Genomic DNA, 13,319 nt, shown 5'->3' on the forward strand with positions numbered 1-13,319 from the left:
TTATGAAAGTTATATTTTTAGAAGATGTTCGCGGAAAAGGTAAACGTGGAGAAATTAAAGAAGTACCAAGCGGCTATGCTCAAAATTTTTTAATTAAAAATGGTAAAGCAAAATTAGCTACAAATTCAGCAATGAGTTCTTTAAAGGGACAACAAAAAGCTGAAGAAAAAAAAGCTGAAGAAATTTTAAAAGAAGCTAAAGATGAAAAAATCGTTTTAGAAGATGATAAGACAGTTGTTGAATTAACAGCTAAAGCGGGCGAAGATGGCCGTTTATTTGGCTCAATTCCTAGCAAGCAAATTGTACAAGCTATGGAAAAACAATACGGAATTAAAATCGACAAACGTAAAGTTGAACTACCAGAACCAATTCGTGCCTTAGGATTCACGAATGTACCTGTTAAGTTACATGTTGATGTAACAGCAATGATTCGTGTTCATGTTTCGGCTAATAACTAAAGTAGTATTTATTTGAAAAGCTGGCAAAATTTGATTTTGTCCAGCTTTTTTCTTGATTTTAGAAGTAAGGAGAACACGATAAAATGAATAATGAACTATTAACAGACCAAACGCCACCACAGAATATTGAAGCGGAACAAGCCGTTTTGGGCGCTGTCTTTTTAAAGAGTGATGCTCTTGTTGAGGCAATGGAATACTTGGAGCCCGAAGACTTCTATCAACGTCGCCATCAATTGATATTTGCGGCTATGGTGGATCTGAATGATAAAGATGAAGCTATTGATATTGTTACGATTCAAGATAATTTAACTTCTAAAAATCAAATGGATGATATTGGCGGTGTTAGCTATATTGTTGAATTAGCTGGCTCTGTACCAACGGCTGCGAACGTTCAGTATTATGCTAAAATTGTTGAAGAAAAATCAATGATTCGACGCTTAATTGCGACAGCGACATCTATTGCAACTAAGGGTTTATCACAAGATGATGATGTTGCAACGCTTTTAGATAATGCTGAACGTGAAATTATGAGCGTATCTGAAAAAAGAAATAGTAGTGGTTTTCAAGCTATCGCTGATGTATTAAAAAGTACATTTACAAATATTGAAAAGTTAGCTAAAGAAGGCGATACAATTACTGGATTGTCGACAGGTTATCCAGAGTTGGATAAAATGACTGCCGGGTTACATCCAGATGAGTTAATCATTTTAGCTGCTCGTCCGGCTGTTGGTAAAACAGCTTTTGCGTTGAATATTGCTCAAAACGTAGCAACTAAAACTGATGAAACTGTCGCTATTTTTAGTTTAGAAATGTCAGCAGAATCATTAGTTAGTCGTATGTTATGTGCTGAAGGTAGTATTAATGCGAATCACTTACGAACGGGACAATTAGACGAATCAGAATGGTCAAATTTGATTGTGGCAATGAATTCATTATCAAAGGCTAATATCTTTATTGATGACACTGCTGGGTCAAAGATGGCTGAAATTCGGGCAAAATGCCGTCGATTAGCGAAGGAAAAAGGTGGACTAGGGTTAATCGTTGTTGATTATTTACAGTTGATTGAAGGTTCAGGACGCGAAAGTCGACAACAAGAAGTCTCAGAAATTTCTCGTCAAATGAAGAAATTAGCGAAAGAATTAAGTGTTCCAGTTATTGCATTGTCTCAATTATCCCGTGGTGTTGAACAACGCCAAGATAAACGACCAGTGTTATCAGATATTCGTGAATCTGGTTCTATTGAACAAGATGCAGATATTGTTGCATTTTTGTATCGAGATGATTATTATGAACGCGATACTGATGAAGATGAAGACGGGAATCTACCTGATCCAAGGGATGAAGATGACCAAAATGTTGGTGAAGTTGAAGTTATTATTGAAAAAAACCGTGGTGGCGAACGAGGTACAGTTAAATTATTATTTGTTAAATCATATAATAAATTCTCGTCACTTGCCTATAGACCAGAAGGCTAGAAAATATTCCTTAGTGGGATATTTTTTTTGAATAAAAAGAGAAACGTTCGTTATATAGTTGATAAATGTTTATATAAAATACAAACGTTCGTATTTTAGTTGTATTTGAACTGCTTTATTGCTATAATATTCTAGGATTGTATTTATGAATTTAAAATATAAATTATGAGGTGGATGAAAATATGTCATCAGTAGTTGTAGTAGGTAGCCAATGGGGCGATGAAGGAAAAGGTAAAATTACAGATTTCTTAAGTCAAAATGCCGATGTTATTGCACGGTATCAAGGTGGCGATAACGCCGGACACACAATTGTATTTGAAGGCAACACTTACAAATTACATTTGATTCCATCAGGTATTTTCTTTCAAGATAAATTAAGTATCATTGGTAATGGGGTTGTTGTGAATCCTAAAGCTTTATGTGAAGAACTTGATTATCTACAAAAACTCGGCGTTAAAGGAGATAATTTACGTATTTCTGACCGCGCTCATGTTATTTTGCCATACCATATTCTACTTGATGGCTTACAAGAAGCTGCTAAAAAAGAAGATAAGATTGGGACGACTAATAAAGGTATTGGACCAGCTTATATGGATAAAGCTGCTAGAATTGGTATTAGAATTGCTGATTTAATGGAAAAAGAAACTTTCTCAGCAAAATTAAAAAATAATTTAGAACAAAAAAATCGTGAATTTACAAAATTATATGATCATGAACCACTTGAATTTGATGATATTTTTGAAGAATATTTTGCCTATGGCCAACGTTTGAAACGATACGTAATGGACACGTCAGTTATTATTAATGATGCACTAGATTCTGGTAAGAAAGTCTTATTTGAAGGTGCACAAGGTGTTATGTTAGATATTGATCATGGAACGTACCCATTTGTAACTTCTTCAAATCCAATTGCAGGTGGCGCAACAGTCGGTGTTGGTGTTGGACCTGCTCAAATAAATACAGTTGTTGGTGTCTGCAAAGCCTATACATCACGTGTAGGGGATGGTCCTTTTCCAACTGAACTATTAGATGAAATCGGTGATACTATCCGTGAAGTTGGACATGAATATGGTGTAACAACAAAACGTCCACGTCGTATTGGCTGGTTTGATAGTGTTGTTATGAATCATTCCAAACGTGTTTCAGGATTGACTAACTTATGTTTAAACAGTATTGATGTTTTAACTGGATTAAAAGAAGTTAAAATTTGTACAGCATACGAATTAAATGGTGAAATTATTCATCGTTATCCAGCTAGTTTTAAAGAATTATCTCAATGTAAACCAGTATATGAAACATTACCTGGTTGGACTGAAGATATTACTCAAATGAAAACTCTTGCAGAATTACCTGAAAATGCTAGAAATTATATTAGACGTATTGAAGAAATCGTTGATGTTAAAATTTCAACATTCTCAGTTGGACCCGATCGTGATCAAACAAATGTTTTAGATGATGTTTGGGCATAAATAAGTAATAGGTTGATAGTAATGTGAGAAAAGTCAAAGTTAATACTTTGATTTTTTTTTATTTAATCAATAACTAAGTAGATAAATAACCTTAATTAATTAGAGCTTAAAAATTTATATAACTTATATATTTGATAAGTCGAATATGTTGCATACGCTTTCTTTGGATGTTACTATCGGTATGTAGACAAATATATTATGAGGAGGAAACATGATGACAAATGAAGATAGATTAGATGCAAAGAAAGATCAAATTAAGGGTAAAGTAACAGAAACTAAAGGTAAATTGACAGGAGACAAGCAAGAAGAAGTTAAAGGTAAAGCGGAAGGTTTCCTTGGTAAAGCGAAAGATAAATTAGAAGATGTCAAAGATGATGTTGCAGAAAAAATAGATGAAGTTATGGACAAACGTAAAAAGAAATAGTAATTTCATTGGGTTCTCGCACTGCTTACAATAAGCAGTGCGAGTTTTTTTTATTTCTTTTTATTAGCCGAAGTTAGATAAATAATAGGCTTATCTTGTGAGTATAGTACCTATCAGTTCATCTTATTCACTCAGATATTCATAGATCTTATTTTGTTTAACTTTATGTGATTAATTAAGCAACGAGGAAAACAAAGATAGTTATTTATCTTTATTTTTTGGTGTATATAAGTTTAAGTACCTGGGAAAGAGATTCATTAAGTTTCATAGATTGAGCGTAATAAAATCGTTTCATTTGCAAGCGATTTCAAATAATGGTATATTACATATAACGAATAGTTAATATAATAAATAACTATTTAATATAAACAAAGGAGGAACATATTATGATTTGGTCATTAATTGTAGGTGCTATTATTGGTGCTGTTGCAGGGGCGATTACTAATCGCGGTGAGTCGATGGGATGGATAAGTAACATCATCGCTGGACTAGTTGGGTCAGCTCTTGGTCAAAGTGTCCTTGGTCATTGGGGACCTAGCTTGGCAGGAATGGCAATTATCCCTTCTATCATTGGTGCGATAATTTTAGTTTTAATTGTTTCAGCTATATTTGGTATAAAAGCAAGGAAGTAAATCAAGTCAAGAGAGAGGTATGTTTATGAAGAAGAGTAAAAAAATTATTCTGAGTATAGTCAGCCTCGGATACTTGATTGGGCTTAGCTTGCTGATTTGGCCAGAAATAATTGAGAAAATAACTAAAATGCTTGAACATTTTAACGTTAGTACAAATTTTCAGAGTAACGATTTTATCTTCTATTATGGGATTGTGTTATTGCTATTAACAGTCTTCATATTTTTGTTAATACTTTTGTGGCCTGCGCAACTACCAGATATTCCTTTGAAGCAAACTAAAGAAGGAAGACTTGCTTTAAGTAACCAGGGTATTAGCCAATTTATCAAGACAAAGTTGTCTAGTGAAGACTTATCTAATATTAAAGTTACGTTGAAGAATACACGACGTCAGCGAAAGATCCATATTGTTGCAGATTCAGTTTACCAACAGTCTACAGTTGGACAATTACCTCGTATTACGAGTGAATTAACTGAGAATCTCAATGATCTATTAGCTGGATCTAGTCATATTCCTATCAAAGTAGATATTAAGGTAAGTAAAAAATCAAATTCAAAACGTAAAGTTACACGGGTAGTTTAAGAGGGAGTGTGCATAAATGAAAGATAAAATGTCAATTAATATTGGAGTTGGTAGTGCTCTAGGATTTATCATATCCTCGTTACTTGTAACTGTAGGATTTTGGAAGACGATTATCATTATGATTGTGACACTGTTAGCAGGATGGATTGGTTATCTATTTAAAGAATATGATATTGATCTGTCATTTATTTCAAAAATTTTCACGCGGAAAAATTGATTATTTTAAAAATCGAAAGGAGTCTTAATTATGACTACAGAAAAAACAAATACGCAGGGAACAAAGACTGAACCAAAGGGGACATTGACATTTGATGACAAGGTTATTCAAAAAATAGTCGGTTATGCAATTGAAAATGTATCTGGTCTCTTGGGTGTGGATGGTGGATTTGTCGCAAATATTAAAAATAAACTTGTAAATAGTGATAATCCAACAGATGGCATCGGCGTTGAGGTTGGCAAGGAACAAGTTGCGGTTGATTTAAATATTATTATGGCATATGGGCACAATGCACATGATATTTATAAACAGTTAACGGAAGTTATTAATAAACAAGTAAAGGAAACAACAGATTTAGCTTTAATTGAGTTGAATGTTGAAGTAGTAGACATTCAAACACCAAAAGAATTTGATGATTCACAAACAAGTTTACAAGATCGTGTATCTGATGCAGGTAGTACTATTAAAGAAAAAACAACAGATGGGGTAGATGCCGTTAAAAAAACGACCTCTCAGGTAGTAAATAAAGATGATGACCGGGTTAAATAGCGTTGAACAAATAATAAGATTTAAATCTAGTTAAGAGAAATCCGATAGGGTTTCTCTTTTTTTGTTTCACGTGAAACATCAATAAGTAAATGAGAACACAAAAAAAGCACCTAGCCGCAGCTAGATGCTTCAACATATCTTGCGATATGTTGGGTTTGGCACCCATGGGTGGTTAGGGGCTCGAACCCTAGACCCACGGATTAAGAGTCCGTTGCTCTACCAACTGAGCTAACCACCCAAACCATTAATAATAATTCATCAACGTTAAATATATTATCATATATACTAATAAAAGACAATAACTTTTCGAAAAAGGATTTGGGTAAATTTAATCACTGTGTTTGGCAATGATGATTGAATAGGCTATAATAATGGAGGGTTAAGAAGTTGTATCTAGATTTAATTTTACAGCTTCCTATAAGGAGGATCCACATATGAAAAAAATATTAGTTGTCGACGATGAAAAACCAATTTCTGATATCGTTAAATTTAATTTAACTAAAGAAGGATACGACGTTTATACAGCTTACGATGGTGAAGAAGCCTTAGAAAAAGTTAAAGAAGTTGAACCGGATTTAATTTTATTAGATTTAATGTTACCAAAAGTGGATGGTTTAGAAGTTGCTCGTCAAGTTAGAAAAACTTACGATATGCCAATCATTATGGTTACAGCTAAAGATGGAGAAATCGATAAGGTCTTAGGTCTAGAATTAGGTGCAGATGATTATGTAACAAAACCTTTCTCTAACCGTGAACTAGTGGCCAGAGTTAAAGCTAATTTAAGAAGACAAAAAACAATTGAGAGTGTTCAAACAGAAGAACAACCACAAAATAGTGAAATACAAGTTGGACAATTAACCATTCATCCTGAAGCATATATGGTTTCAAAATATGATGAAAAAATTGAATTAACACATCGTGAATTTGAATTATTACATTATTTAGCACAACATCTAGGACAAGTTATGACTAGAGAACATTTACTACAGACGGTATGGGGTTATGATTACTTCGGTGATGTCAGAACGGTTGATGTTACAATGCGTCGTTTAAGAGAAAAAGTTGAAGATAATCCAAGCCATCCAGAGTGGTTGGTAACACGTCGTGGTGTTGGATACTATATGAAAAATCCAGATTTAGAATAGAGTAGGGGAATAACGATGAAAATGAATCAAAAAATTCGTTTTTTTAAATCTATTCAATTTAAAATAGCCCTCATTTTTGCGTTATTAATTTTAATAACGTTGGAAATTGTCGGGGCTTATTTTGTTAGGCAATTAGAACAGCAAAACTTAGATACCTTTAAGCAACAAGTCCAGTTACCTATATATGTTACTAATTCGATTACGAAGGATTTAGCAAAAACAGATACAGCTGCTGGTGATAGAGATATCAAAAAAATATTGGAAGATGTTAGTAATTCAAGTATCACAGAAATTCGAGTGATTGATAGTAAGGGCACAATTCGCGGGAGTAGTGATTTTAATAATCAAACTGTTGTGGGACAAAAAACGACAGATGCAACAATTAAGCAAGTGTTATATACACCTAAAACATTTGAAAAGAAGATTTATGATGAATCTAGCGATAAGCGCTACTATGTTTCAATTGTGCCACTAGTTAGTACAGCAGGAAATGTAACAACGACAGTTGGGGTTACATACGTTAAGGCCAATCTGGAAAGCTTATACTCAAATATTAACGATATCACGGTTATTTTCGTGACCGCGTCATTTTTTGCAGCTGTTTTAGTCCTTTTGATAACGATAGTTATTTCCCGGGCAATAACTCGTCCGATTGATGAGATGAAAAAGCAAACGATTCGAATTTCTCGCGGAGATTACTCCGGAAAAGTTCGTGTCTATTCTAATGATGAACTAGGACAATTAGCAGATGCGGTTAATAACTTATCTGTTCGTGTTGAAGAGGCACAAGAATCATCTGAAGCTGAACGTCGTCGTTTAGATAGTGTTCTATCGCACATGACAGATGGTGTAATTGCGACGGATCGTCGCGGAAATATTATCATTATGAATGAAGCGGCCTCTACCTTATTAGATCAAAATGAAAATGACTCAATAGGAGTATCAATTTTGGATATTCTTGATTTACGTAGTCAGTATACTTTACGTGATTTGTTAGAAAATCAAGATGAAATTATGATTGATTTATCTGATGTAGAACATGAACAAATTTTGAATGCTTATTTTTCATTAATACAAAGAGAATCTGGCTTTATTAGTGGTCTTGTCTGTGTACTTCATGATGTCACAGAACAACAAAAGATAGAACGTGAACGTGAAAGCTTTGTTTCTAATGTTTCTCATGAATTAAGAACGCCTTTGACGAGTATGAAGAGTTATATTGAGGCATTAAACGATGGTGCATGGAAAGATCCAGAAGTTGCACCAGGTTTCTTGAAAGTTACACAGAATGAAACAGAACGTATGATGCGTATGATTAATGACTTACTAAATTTGTCACGAATGGATTCAGGAACATCTAAGTTAGAACTTGAATTAGTTAACTTGAATGAACTGTATAGTTATGTTCTGGATAGATTCGATATGATGATTAATGCTGACGATGGGTCAGGCAAAAAGTATTCGATTAAACGTGATTTTACTAAACGTGATTTATGGGTTGAATTAGATACTGATAAAATTGTGCAAGTCATTGATAATATTATGAATAATGCCATTAAATATTCACCTGATGGTGGAGAAATAACTTGTCGTTTATTGGAGACACATAAGCACGTTATTTTGAGTATCTCTGATGAGGGCCTTGGTGTACCTAAAAAAGATTTAGCGCATATTTTTGATCGCTTTTTCCGTGTGGATAAAGCTAGATCGAGAGCTCAAGGTGGAACTGGATTAGGCCTAGCTATCTCAAAAGAGGTTGTCGAAATGCATAAAGGTAAAATTTGGTTAGATAGCTCGGAAGGCAAGGGTTCAACATTCTATATTTCATTGCCTTATGAATCATATGAGGAGGACCTGTGGGATGAAATTGAATAGATTTATTTTACCAACACTATTATTTTTATTAATTATGACAAGTATCGGTTTATCATGGGTCATTTGGACAAATCCGACATGGAATGGTAAAAGTGAATCGACGAAAGCTACAAATTCAACGCAGACAGAGTTAACAAAGAGTACTAAATTGAGCGAAGTATATGCACCAACGTCTGTTATTTATAATGATAATCAGCAACAAAATGTTTTATATAGTGAAAAAATTAATATCATTTCAAATATTCAAAAAAAGATACGTACTTGGAAAGAAACGTCTATATCAGAAGTTCCGATTAAAAATAAAAATGATTATTTAACGTTTTTAAATGCAAAAAATCAATTGGTTCTTAGTTACTCAGATGAAATTACGGTTGGGTTATTTAATCAAGTATTTAATCAGCAAAATCAAAATTATAAAACACGACTTATTAACCGTGTTCTTATTCCGCGTGATAATAAGAAAAGTATTTATCTGTTGAGTGACAAGGATAAAAAAATTTATGAGATTTCGTTAAATGATGCCTATAATAAAGGTAAAACAATTGATGATGTTGTACAAAATGAAACGTTATCGAAATTATCAGTTACATTTAAACTGCATAATAATGATATTTTTATGTATTATAATCAAGATTTTAATATAGCTCGTTTTAGGTATTTAGTGGATAAGCAAACGGCTAGTAAGTATGTTGCTAATCTATTAGGACAAAAAGATGGTTCATCGGTCAACGTTAAAGAAAGTAAAAAGACAATAACTTACTATGATGGTTCTGATCGACAATTAACGGTTCAAAATACGACAAATTTGGTTTCATATGAAGATGATGAAAATTCAGATGCGAAACAAAAAACGAGTCGTGGTAATGCTTTAACTGAAAGTTATACGAGTATTAAAAATACAGGTATCGGATTAGATAATATTCACTTCTACCAATTTAATGGTAAGTCTATGACAACAACATTCAGAAGTTATATTGAAGGATTTCCGATTTTTAATCAAACCAAACACGGTGTGATTGAAGTTGAGCGACTAGATAATGGTGGAAATAAAATTGATTTTTCATTATTGACGTTACAAATTGCTGTTCCATCTGGAAAAGCAGATGTTACGTTACCAAGTACAGAAGAAGTGTTAAGTAGCTTGGTTACGGCAGGGTATAAAGATGCGGATATTTCAGATATTCAATTAGGTTATCGTTGGGTATCAAGTTCTGATTCAGATTTGGTAGTCAACCTAGAACCCACTTGGTATATCCGATATCAAGATAAATGGAAAAGTTATACTGAATTACTACAAACAGATTAGGGAGGTGAATTAATTGGATTTTAGACGAATTCAAATTATTTTTATTATTGTTTTTCTTGGTTTAAATATCTTTTTATTCACCTCATTACGACAAAATCAACAAATTGAAATTTCGAGTCGATCATCACCTGGGACAACAAAAACCGGTACAACGCTTAAAGAGATGCGAGAAGATGACATTAAATACGGCAGTATCTCAAATAAAAAAGAGACTGGTGTATATATGTCTAATAAAGCATCTGATGTATTAAAGAATGATGCTAAACAGCTGCAATCCCAAGTTACAACATATAAAGACAATAAATTATCTAGTATTTTTGGGACACCAATTAATATCACAGATAGTGAAAGTCCAAATAAAACAATTGATAAGACAATTATGAGTGATAATACTTTAATTCTACATGGAGATAATTATCGCTATAACAGTAGTCTTTCAACAGAGACAAGTGTCGTGTATTCGCAGGTTGTTTACGATAAAATGGTTTACTCAAATGTTGGACTAATTAAATTTACAATTCAAAATAATAAAATTAGTGGCTATTCACAAACGTATATGGCAAATACAGAAAAATTACGTGAAAATGAGTCAATTATTAGTCAACAACAAGCAATACTGATATTGTATCAATATAATCAATTTGCAAGTAAAAGTAAGGTTAAATGGTCTAAGTTAGGATATGCTGAGTTGCTCAGTTTGGATAAAAAATATAGCGTCTATATTCCAGTTTGGATAGTAGCTGTTAAGAATCCAAGTAATGGTGTGACACAATACAAGCAAGTTAATTCATTTTCAGGAGCGATTATGAAGGATAGCACTGATATTTTAAATTAAATGAAGATTAAAAGGATAGAGGCGCAGGCAAGTAATGGATGAAGGAACAGACGATATGAAGATTAGTGTTCTTGCAAGCGGTAGTGCGGGAAATGTCACGTATATTGAAACGCCTAAGCACAAGGTCCTTGTAGATGCTGGTTTAAGTGGTAAAAAAATTGCGAGCCTAATGACAGATATTGGTCGAGATATTAACGATGTCGACACGTTATTTGTAACACATGAACATACGGATCATGCAAAGGCTGCTGGTATTTTAGCCCGTAAGTATGACATGAACGTTTATGCAAATGAATTAACATGGGAAGCCATGGCTCATACGATTGGTAAAATTCCCGTTGAGAAGAAGCAAATTTTTGAGATGGGGAAAGTAATTACATTCGACGACTTAGATGTTGAGAGTTTTGGTGTCTCTCATGATGCAGCGGCACCGCAATTCTACCAATTTCATCATAACAATAAGTCATTTGTTATTTTAACGGATACAGGTTATGTCTCAGAGAACGTTCAAGGGACAATTTCCGATGCAGATGCTTACTTGTTTGAGTGTAACCATGATATTGAAATGTTACGGATGGGCGGCTATCCATGGTCATTAAAACAGCGCATTTTAGGTGATAAAGGTCATTTATCAAATGAGGATGGTGCTGATGCACTTATGAATGTTATGGGTAATCGGACAAAACGAATTTTTTTAGGCCATCTTAGTAAGGATAATAATATGAAAGAATTAGCCCATCTAACGGTTGAATCAACGATGAAAGAACATGATTTAGCAGTTGGTGGTGATTTTAACATTTTCGATACAGATCCGGAAAATGCTACAAAGCTGGTTGTTTTATAAGAACAATTTTTTCAAAATTTATTCATAAATAGTTCACAATTAACCGTTATTCTTAAAAGAGTAAAAGATTACGTTTAAGGGGGCAGCGACAAATGTGTCGCGTATATAAAAATGTCAAATGAAAATAGAACAGGCTTAGGTAAAACAGTTGTTACAGCGCTTATTGCAGGATTAGTTGGTGGCGGAATTGCATTTGGTGGATATACATTTTACCAAAATAATGATAGTGATAATGGCGCAGTTACAACATCCTCAAATAAATCAGGTACAACTAAAGTAACAAATGTAAGTGTTAAATCAAGTAATGAATCATCAAAAGCATTTGCTAAAGTTAAAAATGCGGTTGTTTCAGTTATTTCATATACAAAGTCAAGTGGTTCAAGTAACAGCTTAACGGATATGTTTGGTGCAGCAGGCGATTCCTCTGCGACAACAGAAACAGCATCAAGTGAAGGTTCTGGTGTCATTTATAAAAAATCAGATGGTAGTGCTTATGTCGTAACTAATAATCATGTTATCTCTGGTGCAAGTAAAGTTGAAGTTTTATTGAGTAATGGTAAAAAATTAAGTGCCAAAATTGTTGGTAAAGATTCAATTACTGATTTAGCTGTTTTAAAAATATCAGCTAAAGATGTGACTCAAATCGCCACATTTGGTGATTCTGATAGTATCACTGTTGGTGAAACAGCATTGGCTATCGGTTCTCCACTTGGATCTGATTATGCGACATCATTAACGCAAGGAATCATATCAGCTAAGAAACGTACGATTGATGTTACCAATGATTCGGGTGTTAAAACGGGCCAAGCAACAGTTATTCAAACTGACGCTGCCATTAATCCTGGAAACTCAGGTGGGGCTTTAATTAATACTTCTGGCCAAGTTATCGGTATTAATTCGATGAAACTAGCAAGTACAGCAACAGGCTCTACTAGTTCTAGTTCATCATCAACTTCTGTCGAAGGAATGGGATTTGCTATTCCAAGTAATGAGGTTGTATCAATCATTAATCAATTAGTTGATAATGGAAAAGTTAAACGTCCTGCAATTGGTATTTCATTAATCGATTTAGATTACGTCTCAGCAAGTGATCAAAAGAGTGTCTTAAAATTACCAAAAAGTGTTTCTTCAGGGATTGTTGCTGTTAAAATAAATAGTGATTCACCTGCTAAAAATGCTGGTATAGGTAAATATGATGTTATCGTTAAGCTAGGTGATAAGAAAGTTACTGATATCTCAAGCTTACGAGAAGTTTTATATGAACATAAAATTGGTGATACAGTGGCTGTTGAATTCTATCATGATGGTAAGTTGAAACAGGCTAATATCAAATTAACCTTAGAAGCAACAGATGCAAATACAGGAACAAGCTCAACAAGTAAATCAGCATCATCAGCTCAATAAACAAATATGAAATAATCGTAAATAACTTAATTTACGATTATTTTTTTATTTTAAATAGATATTGTGTATAACTAAGTGGATAGATATTAAGGTGGGTGTGAGTAAC

Annotated in this window: 14 protein-coding genes and 1 tRNA gene; 14 read left to right on the forward strand and 1 reads right to left on the reverse strand. The window is 33.5% G+C overall.

The window, feature by feature from the left end; translation table 11 throughout:
• Positions 1 to 2 precede the first annotated feature (2 nt).
• From rplI to AC1RPV_RS01550, 8 genes are all read left to right on the forward strand, one after another.
• Entirely contained in the window at positions 3 to 458 is a 456-nt protein-coding gene (rplI, locus tag AC1RPV_RS01515) for a 50S ribosomal protein L9 (RefSeq protein WP_481761088.1), read from the forward strand.
• An 83-nt stretch (positions 459 to 541) separates the two neighbouring features.
• On the forward strand, positions 542 to 1,933 hold the full coding sequence (gene dnaB, locus AC1RPV_RS01520) for a replicative DNA helicase (RefSeq protein ID WP_481761089.1): 1,392 nt from the start codon (positions 542 to 544) through the stop codon (positions 1,931 to 1,933).
• 182 nt (positions 1,934 to 2,115) lie between these two features.
• Positions 2,116 to 3,402 carry an adenylosuccinate synthase gene (locus AC1RPV_RS01525; RefSeq protein WP_481761090.1) on the forward strand — a complete coding sequence of 429 codons (1,287 nt, stop codon included), beginning with the start codon at positions 2,116 to 2,118 and terminating at the stop codon, positions 3,400 to 3,402.
• A 214-nt stretch (positions 3,403 to 3,616) separates the two neighbouring features.
• Positions 3,617 to 3,826: a CsbD family protein gene (locus tag AC1RPV_RS01530; RefSeq protein WP_409022828.1), complete on the forward strand. Its 210-nt coding sequence runs from the start codon at positions 3,617 to 3,619 to the stop codon at positions 3,824 to 3,826.
• A gap of 386 nt (positions 3,827 to 4,212) precedes the next feature.
• A complete protein-coding gene (locus tag AC1RPV_RS01535) occupies positions 4,213 to 4,458 on the forward strand; it encodes a GlsB/YeaQ/YmgE family stress response membrane protein (RefSeq protein WP_409021856.1) in 246 nt (81 codons plus the stop codon).
• 25 nt (positions 4,459 to 4,483) lie between these two features.
• Positions 4,484 to 5,038 carry an alkaline shock response membrane anchor protein AmaP gene (gene amaP, locus AC1RPV_RS01540; protein ID WP_481761091.1) on the forward strand — a complete coding sequence of 185 codons (555 nt, stop codon included), beginning with the start codon at positions 4,484 to 4,486 and terminating at the stop codon, positions 5,036 to 5,038.
• Between the two features lie 16 nt (positions 5,039 to 5,054).
• Complete coding sequence (locus AC1RPV_RS01545) at positions 5,055 to 5,255, forward strand: DUF2273 domain-containing protein (RefSeq protein ID WP_409021858.1); 201 nt, start codon at positions 5,055 to 5,057, stop codon at positions 5,253 to 5,255.
• 30 nt (positions 5,256 to 5,285) lie between these two features.
• A complete protein-coding gene (locus AC1RPV_RS01550) occupies positions 5,286 to 5,804 on the forward strand; it encodes an Asp23/Gls24 family envelope stress response protein (protein ID WP_481761092.1) in 519 nt (172 codons plus the stop codon).
• Positions 5,805 to 5,969: 165 nt separating this feature from the next.
• Here AC1RPV_RS01550 and AC1RPV_RS01555 read toward each other — a convergent pair.
• Positions 5,970 to 6,042: transfer RNA gene (locus AC1RPV_RS01555), tRNA-Lys, on the reverse strand.
• Positions 6,043 to 6,238: 196 nt separating this feature from the next.
• Between AC1RPV_RS01555 and yycF the strand changes: the two genes are divergently transcribed.
• From yycF to AC1RPV_RS01585, 6 genes are all read left to right on the forward strand, one after another.
• The gene (gene yycF, locus AC1RPV_RS01560; protein ID WP_409021860.1) at positions 6,239 to 6,949 is read left to right on the forward strand and encodes a response regulator YycF; all 711 of its coding nucleotides are present in this window, start codon (positions 6,239 to 6,241) and stop codon (positions 6,947 to 6,949) included.
• Positions 6,950 to 6,970: 21 nt separating this feature from the next.
• Complete coding sequence (gene walK / locus AC1RPV_RS01565) at positions 6,971 to 8,824, forward strand: cell wall metabolism sensor histidine kinase WalK (protein ID WP_481761148.1); 1,854 nt, start codon at positions 6,971 to 6,973, stop codon at positions 8,822 to 8,824.
• Positions 8,811 to 10,130: a YycH family regulatory protein gene (locus AC1RPV_RS01570; protein ID WP_481761093.1), complete on the forward strand. Its 1,320-nt coding sequence runs from the start codon at positions 8,811 to 8,813 to the stop codon at positions 10,128 to 10,130. The genes walK and AC1RPV_RS01570 overlap by 14 nt, the downstream gene beginning before the upstream one ends.
• A 13-nt stretch (positions 10,131 to 10,143) precedes the next feature.
• Positions 10,144 to 10,965, forward strand: a complete 822-nt coding sequence (locus AC1RPV_RS01575; protein ID WP_481761094.1) for a two-component system regulatory protein YycI — start codon at positions 10,144 to 10,146, stop codon at positions 10,963 to 10,965.
• Positions 10,966 to 10,999: 34 nt separating this feature from the next.
• Complete coding sequence (locus AC1RPV_RS01580; protein WP_481761095.1) at positions 11,000 to 11,809, forward strand: MBL fold metallo-hydrolase; 810 nt, start codon at positions 11,000 to 11,002, stop codon at positions 11,807 to 11,809.
• Between the two features lie 111 nt (positions 11,810 to 11,920).
• Positions 11,921 to 13,213: a S1C family serine protease gene (locus AC1RPV_RS01585; protein ID WP_481761096.1), complete on the forward strand. Its 1,293-nt coding sequence runs from the start codon at positions 11,921 to 11,923 to the stop codon at positions 13,211 to 13,213.
• Positions 13,214 to 13,319 lie beyond the last annotated feature (106 nt).

This window comes from Dellaglioa sp. CoH-55-MRSF-9 (assembly GCF_056782155.1).

Coding starts and splice junctions, on each gene's coding strand:
- rplI (WP_481761088.1), top strand. CDS start 3: ATGAAAGTTATATTTTTAGAAGATGTTCGCGGAAAAGGTAAACGTGGA.
- dnaB (WP_481761089.1), top strand. CDS start 542: ATGAATAATGAACTATTAACAGACCAAACGCCACCACAGAATATTGAA.
- AC1RPV_RS01525 (WP_481761090.1), top strand. CDS start 2,116: ATGTCATCAGTAGTTGTAGTAGGTAGCCAATGGGGCGATGAAGGAAAA.
- AC1RPV_RS01530 (WP_409022828.1), top strand. CDS start 3,617: ATGACAAATGAAGATAGATTAGATGCAAAGAAAGATCAAATTAAGGGT.
- AC1RPV_RS01535 (WP_409021856.1), top strand. CDS start 4,213: ATGATTTGGTCATTAATTGTAGGTGCTATTATTGGTGCTGTTGCAGGG.
- amaP (WP_481761091.1), top strand. CDS start 4,484: ATGAAGAAGAGTAAAAAAATTATTCTGAGTATAGTCAGCCTCGGATAC.
- AC1RPV_RS01545 (WP_409021858.1), top strand. CDS start 5,055: ATGAAAGATAAAATGTCAATTAATATTGGAGTTGGTAGTGCTCTAGGA.
- AC1RPV_RS01550 (WP_481761092.1), top strand. CDS start 5,286: ATGACTACAGAAAAAACAAATACGCAGGGAACAAAGACTGAACCAAAG.
- yycF (WP_409021860.1), top strand. CDS start 6,239: ATGAAAAAAATATTAGTTGTCGACGATGAAAAACCAATTTCTGATATC.
- walK (WP_481761148.1), top strand. CDS start 6,971: ATGAATCAAAAAATTCGTTTTTTTAAATCTATTCAATTTAAAATAGCC.
- AC1RPV_RS01570 (WP_481761093.1), top strand. CDS start 8,811: ATGAAATTGAATAGATTTATTTTACCAACACTATTATTTTTATTAATT.
- AC1RPV_RS01580 (WP_481761095.1), top strand. CDS start 11,000: ATGGATGAAGGAACAGACGATATGAAGATTAGTGTTCTTGCAAGCGGT.
- AC1RPV_RS01585 (WP_481761096.1), top strand. CDS start 11,921: ATGTCAAATGAAAATAGAACAGGCTTAGGTAAAACAGTTGTTACAGCG.